Source organism: Allobosea sp. 47.2.35, from assembly GCF_024655635.1.
Lineage (GTDB): Bacteria > Pseudomonadota > Alphaproteobacteria > Rhizobiales > Beijerinckiaceae > Allobosea.
The window spans coordinates 388,824-403,368 of sequence record NZ_JANLGI010000001.1 but is presented as its reverse complement, the minus strand read 5'-3'; the positions used below and the strand labels follow the sequence as shown (position 1 = coordinate 403,368).

General features: G+C 66.8%; 18 protein-coding genes. 5 read left to right on the top strand and 13 right to left on the bottom strand.

The features are described from left to right. Nucleotides 1–75 precede the first annotated feature (75 nt). The 6 genes from NUV79_RS02075 to NUV79_RS02050 form a co-directional block, all read right to left on the bottom strand. Nucleotides 76–648 (bottom strand): methylated-DNA--[protein]-cysteine S-methyltransferase, encoded by a 573-nt coding sequence (locus tag NUV79_RS02075; protein ID WP_257731413.1) that lies wholly within the window; start codon nucleotides 646–648, stop codon nucleotides 76–78. Nucleotides 649–738: 90 nt separating this feature from the next. Continuing rightward, nucleotides 739–1,695 carry a protein-methionine-sulfoxide reductase catalytic subunit MsrP gene (gene msrP / locus NUV79_RS02070; protein WP_257731412.1) on the bottom strand — a complete coding sequence of 319 codons (957 nt, stop codon included), beginning with the start codon at nucleotides 1,693–1,695 and terminating at the stop codon, nucleotides 739–741. Between the two features lie 106 nt (nucleotides 1,696–1,801). Continuing rightward, nucleotides 1,802–2,911, bottom strand: a complete 1,110-nt coding sequence (leuB, locus tag NUV79_RS02065; RefSeq protein ID WP_257731411.1) for a 3-isopropylmalate dehydrogenase — start codon at nucleotides 2,909–2,911, stop codon at nucleotides 1,802–1,804. 144 nt (nucleotides 2,912–3,055) lie between these two features. Beyond that, on the bottom strand, nucleotides 3,056–4,645 hold the full coding sequence (locus NUV79_RS02060; protein ID WP_257731410.1) for an ABC transporter substrate-binding protein: 1,590 nt from the start codon (nucleotides 4,643–4,645) through the stop codon (nucleotides 3,056–3,058). Between the two features lie 91 nt (nucleotides 4,646–4,736). Then, the gene (locus tag NUV79_RS02055; protein ID WP_257731409.1) at nucleotides 4,737–5,126 is read right to left on the bottom strand and encodes a RidA family protein; all 390 of its coding nucleotides are present in this window, start codon (nucleotides 5,124–5,126) and stop codon (nucleotides 4,737–4,739) included. 77 nt (nucleotides 5,127–5,203) lie between these two features. Continuing rightward, nucleotides 5,204–6,388, bottom strand: coding sequence for a lytic murein transglycosylase (locus NUV79_RS02050; RefSeq protein ID WP_257731408.1), 1,185 nt, complete (start codon nucleotides 6,386–6,388; stop codon nucleotides 5,204–5,206). 125 nt (nucleotides 6,389–6,513) lie between these two features. Between NUV79_RS02050 and NUV79_RS02045 the strand changes: the two genes are divergently transcribed. From NUV79_RS02045 to NUV79_RS02035, 3 genes are read left to right on the top strand one after another with little or no spacing between them, the layout of a single operon-like run. Then, complete coding sequence (locus NUV79_RS02045; protein ID WP_257731407.1) at nucleotides 6,514–6,771, top strand: SemiSWEET family sugar transporter; 258 nt, start codon at nucleotides 6,514–6,516, stop codon at nucleotides 6,769–6,771. A gap of 42 nt (nucleotides 6,772–6,813) precedes the next feature. Next, complete coding sequence (locus tag NUV79_RS02040; RefSeq protein ID WP_257731406.1) at nucleotides 6,814–7,170, top strand: DMT family protein; 357 nt, start codon at nucleotides 6,814–6,816, stop codon at nucleotides 7,168–7,170. Nucleotides 7,171–7,208: 38 nt separating this feature from the next. Then, the gene (locus NUV79_RS02035; protein ID WP_257731405.1) at nucleotides 7,209–7,511 is read left to right on the top strand and encodes a hypothetical protein; all 303 of its coding nucleotides are present in this window, start codon (nucleotides 7,209–7,211) and stop codon (nucleotides 7,509–7,511) included. Nucleotides 7,512–7,518: 7 nt separating this feature from the next. Here NUV79_RS02035 and NUV79_RS02030 read toward each other — a convergent pair whose 3' ends face one another. The 3 genes from NUV79_RS02030 to NUV79_RS02020 all read right to left on the bottom strand — a co-directional run bounded on the left by NUV79_RS02030 (nucleotide 7,519) and on the right by NUV79_RS02020 (nucleotide 10,393). Continuing rightward, nucleotides 7,519–8,652 carry a PQQ-dependent sugar dehydrogenase gene (locus tag NUV79_RS02030; RefSeq protein WP_308218146.1) on the bottom strand — a complete coding sequence of 378 codons (1,134 nt, stop codon included), beginning with the start codon at nucleotides 8,650–8,652 and terminating at the stop codon, nucleotides 7,519–7,521. A 153-nt stretch (nucleotides 8,653–8,805) separates the two neighbouring features. Then, nucleotides 8,806–9,780: a Bug family tripartite tricarboxylate transporter substrate binding protein gene (locus NUV79_RS02025; RefSeq protein ID WP_257731404.1), complete on the bottom strand. Its 975-nt coding sequence runs from the start codon at nucleotides 9,778–9,780 to the stop codon at nucleotides 8,806–8,808. 133 nt (nucleotides 9,781–9,913) lie between these two features. After that, on the bottom strand, nucleotides 9,914–10,393 hold the full coding sequence (locus NUV79_RS02020) for a YaiI/YqxD family protein (protein ID WP_257731403.1): 480 nt from the start codon (nucleotides 10,391–10,393) through the stop codon (nucleotides 9,914–9,916). Between the two features lie 164 nt (nucleotides 10,394–10,557). Here NUV79_RS02020 and NUV79_RS02015 point away from each other — a divergent pair, with 164 nt between their 5' ends. Further along, nucleotides 10,558–11,760, top strand: coding sequence for a pyridoxal phosphate-dependent aminotransferase (locus NUV79_RS02015; protein WP_257731402.1), 1,203 nt, complete (start codon nucleotides 10,558–10,560; stop codon nucleotides 11,758–11,760). Nucleotides 11,761–11,813: 53 nt separating this feature from the next. After that, nucleotides 11,814–12,188 carry a rhodanese-like domain-containing protein gene (locus NUV79_RS02010; RefSeq protein WP_257731401.1) on the top strand — a complete coding sequence of 125 codons (375 nt, stop codon included), beginning with the start codon at nucleotides 11,814–11,816 and terminating at the stop codon, nucleotides 12,186–12,188. Here the strand turns inward: NUV79_RS02010 and trmD are convergent. The 4 genes from trmD to rpsP all read right to left on the bottom strand — a co-directional run bounded on the left by trmD (nucleotide 12,179) and on the right by rpsP (nucleotide 14,526). After that, a complete protein-coding gene (trmD, locus tag NUV79_RS02005; RefSeq protein WP_257731400.1) occupies nucleotides 12,179–12,874 on the bottom strand; it encodes a tRNA (guanosine(37)-N1)-methyltransferase TrmD in 696 nt (231 codons plus the stop codon). The genes NUV79_RS02010 and trmD overlap by 10 nt on opposite strands. 4 nt (nucleotides 12,875–12,878) lie before the next feature. Further along, nucleotides 12,879–13,550, bottom strand: a complete 672-nt coding sequence (locus tag NUV79_RS02000) for an HAD family hydrolase (RefSeq protein ID WP_257731399.1) — start codon at nucleotides 13,548–13,550, stop codon at nucleotides 12,879–12,881. Beyond that, the gene (rimM, locus tag NUV79_RS01995; RefSeq protein WP_257731398.1) at nucleotides 13,537–14,058 is read right to left on the bottom strand and encodes a ribosome maturation factor RimM; all 522 of its coding nucleotides are present in this window, start codon (nucleotides 14,056–14,058) and stop codon (nucleotides 13,537–13,539) included. The genes NUV79_RS02000 and rimM overlap by 14 nt, the downstream gene beginning before the upstream one ends. Before the next feature lie 99 nt (nucleotides 14,059–14,157). Beyond that, nucleotides 14,158–14,526 (bottom strand): 30S ribosomal protein S16, encoded by a 369-nt coding sequence (gene rpsP / locus NUV79_RS01990; RefSeq protein WP_257731397.1) that lies wholly within the window; start codon nucleotides 14,524–14,526, stop codon nucleotides 14,158–14,160. Nucleotides 14,527–14,545: the final 19 nt, after the last annotated feature.

The following is a 14,545-nucleotide window of genomic DNA, read 5'->3' as shown; positions in this document are numbered from 1 at the left end:
CGAATACCCGGCAGTGCCCTTGGGCCTCTCAGCCGGCGGACCAATCGGTCATCTCAACGCCCCCGCGGCGTGGCCTTAGCGCCCCGGTCGCGCCGCCAGAGGCAAAGCATCGAACAGGCTGGGCTCGGTGCTGGTGCGCGCCTTCTCGATGGTCAGGATTCGCAGCTTGATCTCGACGCCGCCCTCGGCCGAGAAGCCGCCGGTCTTGCCGCCAGCCGCCAATATCCGATGGCAGGGCACGATGATCGGCCAGGGATTCTGGCCGAGCGCGACACCCACCGCCCGCGCCGCGCCGGGATCGCCGATACGTTGCGCCACCTCGCCATAGGTCAAGGTCTCGCCATGGGGAATGGCGAGCGCGACCTCGTAGACCTTGCGGTTGAAGTCGGAGACGCTCTCCAGCGCCACCGGCAGATGCGACAGGTCGCGCTTCTCGCCGTCGAACAGCGCGCGAATGCCGGCCACGGCCTCTGCGACAAAGCCCTCGGCTGGCACTTCATCGGCTTCGGGAAACCGCCGCTCCAGGCGCTTGCGCGCCGCCGCCTCGTCGCGCTCGGGCAGTTGCGCGCCGATGAAGCGCTCGCCTTCCCAGACGACCGCGCAAGGGCCGATCGTGGTTCCGAACAGATGGAAATGCTGATTGGCCATGGGCGACCCGTGTCGTTCCGGCTTGGGATGACACGAGGTCTAGCACGGCAGCGGCAGGATACGGCACCCGAAACCTGCCGAGGCGCTGCCTCACATGAAGAGCTTCTCGCCCTCCAGCCCCTTGTAGAGCCCCGCAACCTGCTCGCCATAGCCGTTATAGATCTGGGTGGGCCGGCGCTCGCGCGAACCCAGGATCTGCTCGCTCGCCTGGCTCCAGCGCGGATGCGGCACGGCCGGGTTCACATTGGCCCAGAAGCCGTATTCCGAGGCCTGCAAGCCTTCCCAGAATGTCTTCGGGCGCTCGGCGACGAAGCTGATCTTGCGGATCGATTTCACCGACTTGAAGCCGTATTTCCACGGCGTGATCAATCGGATCGGCGCGCCGTGCTGCGTCGGCAGCGGTTTGCCGTAGATGCCGGTGACGAGCAGCGGCAATTCGTTCGTCGCCTCCGCGATGGTCAGCCCTTCCGTATAGGGCCATGGATACCAACGCTGGTTCTGCCCCGGCGCGACGCGCGGGTTCATGAAGGTCTCGAAGCGGATATATTTCGCGCCCGAGAGCGGCTTCGCCAGCGCGACGAAGGAGGCGAGCGGGATGCCGGTCCACGGCACGGCCATCGCCCAGGCCTCGACGCAGCGGAAGCGATAGAGCCGCTCCTCGATCGGCAACTTGCGGATGAGATCGTCGAAACCGATCTCGAAGGGCTTCTCGACAAGCCCGTCGACCTGGATGGTCCAGGGGCGAATGGCGAGGCGCTTCGAGGCATCGACGATGTCCTTCGACATGCCGAACTCGTAGAAATTGTTGTAGTTCGCCGCGTCCTCTTCCGCCGTCTGCGGCACGCCCAGCACATACGCGGCATTGCGCTTGGCGGGATAGAGATCGAGCGTCGGATCGGCGCCCTGAGCCGTCGCAATGCCCGGCAATGCAGCGCCTGCGATCAATCCGGCGCCGGCAGTCATCAACTGGCGGCGATTGAGGAACACGCTCTCGGGCGTGGCCTGGCTTTCCGGCATTTCCCAGCCGGCACGGCGCTTGATCAGCATGACGGACATACTCCGTTTTCGATGGGCTCGTTAGGCCACGAAAGCGGGGTCACGGCAATTCACGAGGGAGAGAGATATTCTCTCCCTCGTCATGCACAGGCTGGAATCAGCCGCGCGCTTCCAACGCCCCAATGATCGCGGCGCCCATCTCGCTGGTCGAGACGGCGTTGGCGCCGGGAGCCGCGATGTCCTTGGTGCGGGTGCCAGAGCCGAGCACGTCGGCGATCGCGCCTTCGAGCCGGTCGGCCGCCTCGCCCGCGCCGAACGAATAGCGCAGCGCCATGGCAAACGAGCCGATCATCGCGATCGGGTTGGCGAGGCCCTTGCCGGCGATGTCCGGCGCCGAGCCGTGGACGGGCTCGTAGAGCGCCTTGCGCTTGCCGGTGGCCGGGTCCTCGGCACCGAGCGAGGCCGAGGGCAGCATGCCGAGCGAGCCGGTCAGCATCGCCGCCACGTCGGAGAGGATGTCGCCGAACAGGTTGTCGCAGACGATGACGTCATACTGCTTCGGCCAGCGCACGAGCTGCATGGCGCAGTTATCGGCCAGCACATGCTCCAGCTCGACATCCTTGTATTCCGCGGCATGAAGAGCCGTGACCGTCTGCTTCCAGAGCACGCCGGTTTTCATGACGTTGTGCTTCTCGGCCGAGGAAACCTTGTTGCGGCGGGTGCGCGCCAGCTCGAAGGCGACGCGGCAGATCCGGTCGATTTCCGGCGTGGTGTAGAGCTGCGTATCGACGCCGCGCTTGGAGCCGTCCTCCAGCGTGACGATCTCCTTCGGCTCGCCGAAATAGACGCCGCCGGTGAGCTCGCGCACGATCAGAATGTCGAGGCCTTCGACGACCTCGGGCTTGAGCGAGGAGGCCGAGGCCAGCGCCGGATAGCAGATCGCGGGCCTGAGGTTGGCGAAAAGGCCGAGATCCTTGCGCAGGCGCAGCAGGCCGGCTTCCGGACGATGCTGGTAGGGCACGTCGGCCCATTTCGGGCCGCCGACCGCGCCGAACAGCACGGCGTCGGCATCCTGGGCGAGCTTCATGTCGCCTTCGGAAATCGCCTGCTTGTACGCGTCATAGGCAGCGCCGCCGACGAGACCCTTCTCGATCTCGAAGGAGCCGAGGCCCTGCTTGCCGAACCATGAGACGATCTGCTCGACCTGGCCCATCACCTCGGGGCCGATGCCGTCGCCGGGGAGCAGCAGGAGCTTGTGGGTCGCCATGGTCGTCGCCTCGCGCGCTTGATGTCGTCAGCTCGGCCGTTTTCCGGCCTCGCGGGGTGATTACGGGCGGAACCGTGGCGACGCAAGCGGCGGGCCTGCGAAGCCGGCGCATGGCAGGTCATGCGCCGGCGCTGTGAGCGCGGCTCAGGCCTTCTTTTCCATGTTCCAGAAGAACTGCACCGGCGCGAGCACCATGCCGCTCAAGTTGCGGCGGAAGGCCATCGGCTGCTGGACGAGGCCGCAAGGAACGTAGGGAACGACCTCGAAGCCGCGCTCCTCGATCTTCGCCGCGATCTCCTTCTGCTTCGCCTCCTCCGGCGTCGCGATCCAGGTGTCCCGAAGCCCTTCGATCTGGGCATCCTCGGGCCAGCCGAACCAGGCGGAGCCGCCATTGGCCCGCATCAGCGGGTGCAGCGCCGGATTGAGCGTGTCGGCGCAGGACCACAGCGTATGGAACACCGACCAGCCGCCCTGGTCGGGCAGGCCGCGATTCGAACGGCGGCCGATGAAACTCGCCCAATCGGTCGCGACCAACTCCGAATTGATGCCGAGCTTCTTGAACAGGTCCTCGGTGATCATGCACTGCTGATAGGCGATCGGCTGGTCGGCCGGCGCGAGCAGGACGACCTTCTCGCCCTTGTAGCCGGCCTCCTTGAGCATGGCCTTGGCCTTCTCGAGATTGCCCGGCATGGCCGCCGCACCGCCCGCGCCCGACGACATCGGCGAGCCCGGCGTGAAGAAGGTTTTGGCACCGCTGTAGAACGCCTTGTCGCCGACGACCGCCTCCATGTAGTCGGTCTGGTTGACCGCGGCCATCACGGCCCGGCGGATCGCCGGATTGTTGAAGGGCGGCTGCATCTGGTTGAAGCGCATCAGCAGGAACAGGCCGAGCGGCACGTTCTCGATGACAACGTCCTTGTTGCCCTTCAGCATCGGGATCAGGTCGACCGGCGGCTGCTCGTACCAGTCCAGCTCTCCCTGCATCAGGGCGCCGGCCGCGGCAGCGGCCTCGGTCAAGGCGAGCCACTCGATGCGATCGATCCGGGCGACCTTGCCGCCGGCGGCCCAGGACGGCGCCTCCTCGCGCGGCTTGTACTTGGCGAAGCGCTCGTAGATCGCGTTCTGGCCGGGCACCCACTGCTTATCCATGAAGCGCCACGGGCCGGAGCCGACCGCCTCCGTGATGTTCTTCATGTGGTCGGTCTGCGCGATGCGCTCCGGCATGATGAAGGGCACGTTCGACGAGAGCTTGCCGAGCGCGGCCGTCATCATCGGGAAGGGCTTCTTCAGGCGGATGCGGAAGCTGCGCTGATCGACGACGTCGTAACCGTCGACGAAGGTGGCGAAGGTCTGGCCGAAGGCATCCCGCTTCGACCAGCGGGCGATCGAGGCGATGCAGTCCTGCGCGCGAACCGGCGTCTCGTCATGGAAGGCGAGCCCGTCGCGGAGGCGGAACGTCCAGCTCAGCCCGTCCGGCGCTGTCTCCCATGCCTCGACCATCTGCGGCTTGATCTGGAAATTCGCATCGGTGGCGAAGAGCGTATCGTAGATCAGGTAGCCGTGATTGCGGATGACATAGCTCGTCGCCGTGATCGGATCGAGCGACGGCAGCGGCGTCGAGGGGTTGAAGCGCAGCGTTGCCGCCGCCCCCTGCGAAAAGGCCCGGTTGCCCATGAAGGCTGTGGCGGCAAGCGCGCCAACTCCCGTGAGGACCGTGCGACGGCGGATCGACATGGCAGATCTCCCTCTTTTGTAGGCGGATGCCTCGAGGGCACCGCCTAGCAAGGGATATACCAAGTGTCGGCAGTCTGTCGACAACTTGCCGTCAGGCGCTTCCGACGCGTGCGGTCACTTCGATCTCGACCTTCATCTCCGCCTTGAGCAGCCCGGTCACGACATAGATCGCGGCCGCCGGCCTGATCTCGCTGAAGAACTCGCCGCAGACGGCCAGGACCGGCTCGCAATAGCTGCGGTCGGTGACGAAATATTGCGCCCGCGCCACCTGCGCGAGCGACGAGCCGGCCTCCTCCAGCACGGCGCTGATCGTGCGGAAGATGTTGCGGGCCTGCTCGGCCGGATCCTCCGGCAACGTCATCGTGGCGTAGTCGTAGCCGGTCGTGCCGGAGACGAAGACGAGATCGCCGTCGATCACGGCGCGCGAATAGCCGAAGCTGCGCTCGAAGGGTGAGCCGGTGGAAATCAGGCGGCGGGTCATGGCGTCTCCGGAGGCTTCAGATGCGGCAGGAACGCTTTTCCCAAGCACTCCCGCGACGCCACCCGTTTTCTGCGCGGTCAGACCCGCCCGCCCTTGAGCGCGCGCAGAACCTTCTCGCCCGGCCTACCGGTCTGGGGCATGCCGATCTTCGCCTCGATCTCCTTGATCGCGGCGCGCGTCAGCGAACCGACGGCGCCATCCGGCTCGCCGACATTGTAGCCGCGCGCAATCAGCAGCCGCTGCAGCTCGCGGCGCTGCTCGCGCGAGAGCGGCAGGTCGTCGGTCGGCCAATCGCCCTGCACGCCCGGACGGCCGCGCAGGCGGTCGGACAGCAGCGAGATCGCGAGCGCATAGGAATCCGCGCCGTTGTAGCTGTAAGCGGCATCGTAGTTCTTGAAGACGAGGAAGGCCGGGCCGTTGCGCCCCGCCGGCATCAGCAGCCCGGCATTGCCCGAGCCGGTCAGCGGCGAGCCGTCGAACTTGACGATGCCGCGCGAGGCCCAGCTCGACACCGGATGCTTGGGGTTGCGCCCGGTCGGGCCGGAATAGCCACCGGGCACGCGCACCTCGTAGCCCCAGGTCGCGCCGGTGACCCAGCCGGCCTTGTCCATGAAATTCGCGGTGGAGTGCAGCGCATCGGGGATCGAATCGACGAGATCGCGCCGGCCGTCGCCATCGCCATCGACCGCGAGCCGGAGATAGGTCGAGGGGATGAACTGGGTATGGCCGAAAGCGCCGGCCCAGGAACCGAACAGCCGCTCGGGGCGCACGTCGCCACGCTGGATGATCTGCAGCGTCGCGATCAATTCGCCCTTGAAGAAGGCATTGCGGCGCGGCGCCAGGCAGGCGCCGGTCGAGAGGGCCTGCACCAGCGGCATCTTGCCCCGCGCCTTGCCGAAATCGCTCTCGACGCCCCAGACGGCAGCGATCGTGTGACGATCGACGCCGAAGCGCTGCTCGGCCGCCGCGAGGGTCGAGGCATGCTGGCGCATCATCGCGCGCCCTTCCGCCACCTTCTCCTCGTCGACGAGGGTGCCGAGATAGTCCCAGATCGGAGTCTTGAACTCCGGCTGATTGTTCATGGCCTCGATGACCTTCATGTCCGGCTCGACGCCGGCCATGGCTCGGTCGAAGGTCGCACCCGAGACGCCCTTGGCGGCCGCCTCCGAACGCAAGCCCGCAAGGCAGGACTTGAACCCGCTCTGTGCCGAGGCGGCGGAAGCGAGAAGGACGAATGGCAAGGCCAGTGTGATTGCGCGCATGGTCTCCACCGAATCGCAGAATTCACGCAAAACTAGGGCGTTGCCGTTAACGGAAGTTAACCATGCCCATCTGGCGGGGCAGTCCCGAATCCCGCTATGGGAGCGGCGTCCTCCGGAATACTCCCGTGCCCCTCTCCGTCGAACTCCTCGGTTTCGTCGCCGCCGCGCTGACCAGCTTGTGCTGGCTGCCGCAGACCTGGCGCACCTTGCGCACGCGCGACACCCGCGCGATCTCGCTGTGGACGCAACTTCTCCTCGCTTGCGGGACGGTGCTCTGGCTGGTCTACGGCGTCCAGATCCTGTCCTGGCCAGTCATCGTCGCCAACTCACTGACCCTGCTGCTCGTGCTGGCCATTATCACCATGAAGCTGCGTTTTGGCTGAACGCTCAAGCACCTCCGAACCATCGCGCAGAAGGCTCCCGGCATGCCCTCGCTCTCCATGGCCCATCTCCTGCCGATCGTGATGCTGTTCGGCTCGAACATCTTCATGACCTTCGCCTGGTATGGGCATCTCAGCTACAAGAGCACGGCGATCTGGCTCGCCATCCTCGCGAGCTGGATGATCGCCCTGCCCGAATACATGCTGGCCGTGCCCGCCAATCGCATCGGCTCCGCCGTCTATTCCGCCGCCGAGTTGAAGACGATGCAGGAAGTCATAACGCTCACCGTCTTCGCCGGTTTCTCGGTGTTCTGGCTCAAGGAATCGCTGACCTGGAGCCACGCAATCGGCTTCGCCCTGATCGCGGCTGGCGCCTTCTTCATCTTCCACGCCAAGGCCTGAGCGCCGGGCTTCCCAACTCTTCGACAGGACCGACTGCCTTGCAAAAGACGGCACTCATTCTCTGCGGCCTCGTGCTCGCCACCACGGCTGCCCTCGCCGGCCCGACCTGCAGCCCGAGCGACGACAAGGCGCGTATCCTCTCCGGCCCCTCGGCCAGCGCGGTCCATCGCAATTGGCAGGGCGGCAAGCAGGTCGGCTACGGCTGGTCGCTCCAGGTCGAGCGCAGCGCCCATGACGCCGCCGGCACCGAGTACTATGTCGGCGATCTCTACGACCCCAATGGCAGCCTCGCGACCCGCAAGGTCTTCGTCATCGAGCGCGAATGGGATTGCGGCCCCTGATCGGCAGCTAACGGGCTGGCTTGACCCGTAGCACCTTCCCGTCGGCATCATCGCTGAGCAGGTAGAGGAAACCGTCCGGCCCCTGCACGACGTCGCGGATGCGCGCGCCGATATCGGTGAGCAGACGCTCTTGGCCTGTCACCTTCCCGCCCTCGGTCGAGAGCCTGACCAGCATCTGCCCGGCGAGCGCGCCGACGAAGAGCGAGTTCCTCCAGGCCGGCCAGGCCGCCCCGCTATGGAACGCCGCGCCCGAGGGCGCGATCGACGGGTCCCAGTAGAACAGGGGCTGCTCCATGCCGGGCTTCGACGTGCCCTCACCGATCTTCGCGCCGGAATAATCGACGCCATAGGTGATGACCGGCCAGCCATAGTTCAGCCCGGCCTTGGGCGTGTTGATCTCGTCGCCGCCGCGCGCCGCATGCTCGGCAGTCCAGAGCTGCCCGGTATCGGGATGTAGCGCCGCGCCCTGAACATTCCGATGGCCGATCGACCAGATCTCCGGTGCCCAGCCGTCCTTCTTCGGATTATCGGCCGGCGTCGCGCCATCCGGCCGGATGCGGATGACCTTGCCGAGATGATTGGCAGGGTTCTGCGCCTGGTCGCGCTGGCTGTAGCGGTCGCCGACCGTGACGAAGAGCGCCCCCGTCCGGTCGAAGACCAGTCGCGAACCGAAATGCAGGTTGGAGTTGATCGCCGGCAATTGCCGGAAGATCACCTCGACAGCGGTCAGCGCCGTGCCCTGCTCGTTCAGGCGCCCGCGCGCAACGCTGGTGCCGCTGCCGCCCGAGCGCGGCTCGGAAAAGGAGAGATAGACGAGGCGGTTCTGCGCGAAACCGGGATCGAGAGCGATGCCGAGCAGACCGCCCTGCCCGCGCGCCGCAACGCTCGGCACCCCGTTGATCGGCCGCGAGAGCTTGCCGTCTTTCTCGACCAGCCGCAGCCGGCCCGGCCGCTCGGTGACCAGCATGCGCCCGTCCGGCAGGAAGGCGAGGCCCCAGGGGTTTTCGAGCCCGCTCGCGACGGTCTCGACCGATAGCTCGCCGGCGCTGGAGGGATAGCGCTTCTGGGCCGAAGCCGGCAGCGCCGGGCTCGCGAACGCCAGCACCGTTCCGAGCAAACCCACCAGACCCAATCGCAGCATCGCGCTCTCCTCGCTCCATCCGGCCCCTGACCGGAGATAGAGGGGAACGCGGCGGATCACCAAGCCGTTGCTGCCAACTCACGACGAAGTGAGGTCATCATGGGCCATCCGGCCGGAGTCACATACCGGCCGGTGGATCGAAGCGAAGGCCGCTTATTCCGGCTTCACACCGGCGTCAGCGATGATCTGCTTCCAGGTCGCGATCTCCTGGGCGTGGTAGGGCTTGAACGCCGCGGGATCGCGCACCTTCAGCGTGAAGCCGAGCTTCAGGATCGCCTCGCGGGTCTCGGGCTTGTTGAGCGAGGCGATGACAGCCTTCGACAGCTTGTCGAGCACGTCGTCCGGCGTCTTCACCGGAGCGAAGAAGGCCGCCCAGGAATCGGCATCGGCATTGCTGACGCCCTGCTCGCGCAGCGTCGGGATATCCTTGGCGCGCGGGTTGCGCTCGGGGCTGGCCAGCGCCAGCGCGCGCAGCGTGCCGGCATTGATCTGCTCCAGCACGCTCGGCAGGGTCGAGTTGGCGATGTCGATGCGGTCGCCGATGATCTCCTGCACCAGCGGCGCGGCGCCCCGGAACGGCACATGCGTCATCTTGATGCCGGTGCGCTGCATGAACAGCTCCATGGCGAGATGCGAGCCGGAGCCGACGCCGGTCGAGCCGTAATTGAGCTTGCCCGGATCGGCCTTGGCCAGCGCGATCAGCTCCTGGATGTTCTTCACCGGCAGGCCGTTGCGCACGACGAAGGCGTGCTCGAAGGCGCCGACGCCGGCGAGCGGCGCGAAATCCTTGACCGCGTCGTAGCCCGGCTCCTTCAGCAGGAACATGTTGTTGCCATGCGTCTGGTTGTTGCCGAACACGATGGTGTAGCCGTCCGGCGCCGCATGGGCGACGGCGCGGGTGCCCACCGCGCCCGAGGCGCCGGCCCGGTTGTCGACCACGACGTTATGACCGAAGGCGGCCGATAGATCCTGCGCCACGAAGCGCGCGATGGCGTCGGTCGGACCGCCCGCCGGATAGGGCACGACCAGCGTGACGACCTTGCTCGGGAAGCTCTGCGCCCGAACGATCGACGGAGCGAAGACGGCGCCGGCCATCAGGCCGAGCGTGGAACGGCGGGTCAACGACATGGACTTCCTCCCGGGCGCACGCCTGAATTGGCGAGCCTGCTTTGCGGCGAGATTTACGGGCAAAGGCGCCATGCGTCCAGCAGCACCTAAGGCGCAGCCGGCCTCGACCGACCTGCGGCAGACGCGGAACGACCTAGGCGCCAAAGCCCGCCCGCTTCAGGCGCTGGATCGCAAGGTCGAGCGCCTGCAGGAAGGCCGAGCGGTCCTTCTGCGAGAACGGTTTCGGCCCGCCCTGCACAGTGCCCATCGCGCGCAAATCCTCCATCATGTCACGCGTCGCCAGCGCCATGCCGATGGAGGCCTCGGTGAAGGGTTTTCCCGTGGGCCCGATGACGTCCGCTCCAGCCTTGATGCAGCGATCCGCCAGCGGAATGTCGGCGGTGATCACGATCGCCCCTCGCCCGACCCGTTCCGCGATCCAGTCATCGGCCGCATCGAAATTGCCGGGCACCGTCACCCGTTCGATCCAGGGCTCGCGCGGTAGGTTGAGGAAACTGTTGGCGACGACGAAGACGTGCAGCCGGTGCCGGCCGGCGACGCGATAGACCTCGTCCTTCACCGGACAGGCATCGGCATCGACATAGATTGCGATCGGACCGGCAGCGTTCGTCATGAACCGGCCTTCGCATGCCCGGAGCGCAAGGGCAAACCGCCCTGAATTCATGACGTTTCTGCCAGACATCAATCAGTTGCGCTTGCGATCATCGCCGTCGAGTCATAAACCTCGCCCGCGCCTTATCCTGCGCTCACCCGTCCGCCTCCCCGGAGATCAGTCCCATGGCCTTTCTTGCCGATGCCCTGAAGCGCGTGAAGCCGTCCGCGACCATCACGATCACGCAGAAGGCCCGCGACCTGAAAGCCCAGGGCAAGGACGTGATCTCGCTCTCCGTCGGCGAACCCGATTTCGACACGCCGGACAATATCAAGGAAGCGGCCATCGCCGCGATCAAGCGCGGCGAGACCAAGTACACCCCGGTCTCCGGCATCCCGCAGCTGCGCGAGGCGGTTGCCCGCAAGTTCAAGCGCGAAAACGGCCTCGACTACAAGGCGAGCCAGACCATCGTCTCGACCGGCGGCAAGCATGTCATCTACAACGCGCTGCTCGCCACGCTGAACCCGGGCGACGAGGTCATCTGCGTCTCGCCCTACTGGGTGTCCTATCCCGAGATGGTCGCGCTCTGCGGCGGCACGCCGACCTTCGCCGAGACCTATCTCAAGAACGACTTCAAGCTGCAGCCCGAGGACCTCGAGAAGGCCATCACCCCCAAGACCAAGTGGGTGATCCTGAACTCGCCGTCGAACCCTTCGGGCGCGGCCTACAGCCATGCCGAGATGAAGAAGCTCACGGATGTGCTGATGCGCCATCCGCATGTCTGGATCCTCACCGACGACATGTACGAGCACCTCGTCTACGGCGACTTCACCTTCGTCACCCCGGCGCAGGTCGAGCCCGCTCTCTACGAGCGCACGCTGACGATGAACGGCGTCTCGAAGTCCTATGCCATGACCGGCTGGCGCATCGGCTACGCTGCGGGCCCGCAAGCTCTGATCAACGCCATGGACCTCGTCCAGGGCCAGCAGACCTCGGGCACCTCTGCGATCTCGCAATGGGCGGCGGTCGAGGCGCTCGACGGCACGCAGGAGCACATCCCGGTCTTCAAGAAGGCCTTCGAGCGCCGTCGCGACCTCGTCGTCTCCATGCTGAACCAGACCCGCGGCCTGAAGTGCCCGGTGCCGGAAGGCGCGTTCTACGTCTATCCCGACTGCTCGGCCCTGATCGGCAAGACCCTGCCGAACGGCAAGAAGATCGAGACCGACGAAGACCTCGTCATGGGCCTGCTCGAGACGGAAGCCGTCGCGGCCGTGCACGGCTCGTCCTTCGGCCTCGGCCCGAACTTCCGCATCTCCTACGCCACCTCGGACGAGAAGCTGGAAGAGGCCTGCCGCCGCATCCAGCGCTTCTGCGCCGAGCTGCGCTGAGCACGATGACAAAAGGCGCCGCAACGCGCCGGGTCGTTCTGGCCGGGGGCTTCGTGCTCCCGGCCTCTTTCGTTTTCGGGCAATCGGCAGCGACGCTTTCGCCGCGCGAAGCACATGAGGCGACGCAGGCGAAGCGCATCCTGCTTGTCGATATCCGCGGCGCGCAGGAATGGGCCGATACCGGCCTGCCGCAGGGCGCTCTCGCTCTGGATGTCGACGCGCCGGCCTTCGAGGTCAGGATCGCGGGCCTGCGGCTCGACCATCCCGGCAAGCGCATCGTCCTGATCGATCGCACGGGCGCGCAGGCGGTCGCCGTGGCACAGAAGCTCGCCGGACGTGGCTGGCGCGATCTCGCGGGCGTACGCGGCGGCATGCTCGGGCCGGGCGGTTGGCTGGCCGAGAAACTGCCGGTGACGGCCTATCCCTGATCGCGCCTGGCGAGCAGGTCCGGCCGTCGCTCCCGCGTGATCCGCTCCGCCTCCGCCCGCCGCCATTTCGCGATGCGGGTATGGTCGCCGGAGAGCAGCGCCTCCGGCAGGCCCCGGCCCTCCCATTCGCGCGGGCGGGTATAATGCGGGTATTCGAGCAACCCGTTCTCGAAGCTCTCGTCCTCGCCGGACGCGACCTTGCCCATCACGCCGGGGATCAACCGCACGCAGGCGTCGAGTAGCGTCAGTGCCGCCATCTCGCCGCCGGAGAGGATGTAGTCGCCGATCGAGACCTCGATCAGGTTGCGCCCCTCGATAACCCGCTCGTCTACCCCCTCGAAGCGCCCGCAGACGATGACGAGGCCGGGGCCTTCAGCCCAGTCGCGAACCTGCTCCTGCTTGAGCGGGCGTCCGCGCGGCGACATCAACAGGCGCGGGCGATCGTCATCCACCGGCACGGCCGCATCGATCGCCGCCGCCAGTACGTCGCAGCGCAGCACCATGCCGGCGCCGCCGCCAGCCGGATTGTCGTCGACATTGCGATGGCGGCCGATGCCGTGCTCACGGATCTGATGCGTATCGAGCGACCACAATCCCTTGCGCAGGCCCTCGCCCGCCAGCGAGATGCCGAGCGGCCCCGGAAACATCTCCGGATAGAGCGTCAGGATCGAGGCGCGGAAGGGCATGCCTTCAAGCAAAGCGCAGCGCAGGCAAACCGTCCAGCGCGGTGAAGTCGGGCGCCGAGGCGATCAGGTTGTCGTAAGCCACGAAGCCCTCGGGGCCGAGCAAGGTGAGCAAGGCCACGGCTCGCATGCCGGCCCGGCGCGCCGCCTCGACACCGAGCGGTGCATCCTCGAAGACGATGCAATCGGCCGGATCGACCTTCATGCGCTCGGCCGCGGCCAGGAACATGTCGGGATGCGGCTTGCCGCGGAACCCCTGGCTCGGCGAGACGATCGTTGCGAAGCGCCGGCGCAGGTCCAGCGCATCGAGCACCACCTCGATATTCGGCGGTGGCGCAGCGGTGCCGACCGCCATCGGCACGCCTGCCGCATCGGCGCGCGCCATCAGGTCGAGCAGGCCAGCGGTCGCCGCGACATGCGGGCGATAGGCCTCGCGATAGAGCGCTTCCTTGGCATCGCCCATCGCGGCGATCTCGTCGGCGGTTGCGTTCGGGAAGTAAGGCCCGACGATCTCGCCCAGCGCCATGCCGGCGGTGCGGGCCGAGAAGGTCTCGCGGTCGAAGGGCAGATTGTTGCTGACGTGCCAGCTCTCCCAGGCGTCGTCATGGAAGCGCATGTTGTCGACGATGGTGCCGTCCATGTCGAAGATCAGGGCGTGGGCAGGCCTATTGCTTGTCATCGTCGGGCTCGAACAATCCGAGAGGAGGCTCGGCCTCGATCCGGCGCGCGGCCATGTCGATGCGCGGCGCGAAGGCCTTGGTGAAGGGCATCAGGACGAAGCGCCCGTCCGGCGTCTTGATGTCGAGCAGGTCGCCGGCCCCGTAATTCTCGACGCCGGTGACGCTGCCGAGCACGGCGCCGTCCGGCCCGACCACGCTGCAGCCGATCAGGTCGGCATGCAGGAACTCGTCCTCGTCCGCATCGGCCGAGAGCTTGTCGCGGGCGATGAAGAGTTCGGTCCCGTTCAACGCCTCGGCCTGCTCGCGCGTCGTCACGTCCTTGAGCCGGGCGACGACCACTTCCTTGGCCGGGCGGATATCGATGATTTCGTAGCTGCGGCCCTTGCTGTCGGTCAGCGGGCCGTAACCGGCGATCCCCAGGGGATCGCCGGTGAAGGTCTTGATCCTGACCTCGCCGCGCACGCCATGCGGCGCGCCGACAATACCGAGCAGGATGAGGTCGCTCATGTCAGCACGTCATGCCCGGCCTGGAGCCGGACATCTCCTTGAGAAAACCCTCGGGCCGAGGCTGCACCCCGCCCGAGACCGACGTGCGGACGATCAGGCTCACGCCTCGGCGGCTTCTTCGGCAGCCGGAGCAGCGGCCTTCTCGGCCTTCTTCTCGGCGCGCTCCTTGGCCTTCTCGCCGGGAACAGCCTTGTTCGGGTTGTTGCGGGCAGCGCGCTTGACGAGGCCGGCGGCGTCGAGGAAGCGCAGGACGCGATCGGTCGGCTGGGCGCCCTTGGCGAGCCAGGCCTGAACCTTCTCGATGTCGAGCACGACGCGGTCGGCGGCGTCCTTGGCCTTCATCGGGTCATAGGAACCGATCTTCTCGATGAAGCGGCCATCGCGCGGCGAACGCGAGTCGGCGACGACGATGCGATAGTACGGGCGCTTCTTGGCGCCGCCGCGGGTCAGGCGAATCTTGAGGGACATGGGTCTTCTCCGGTCAGGT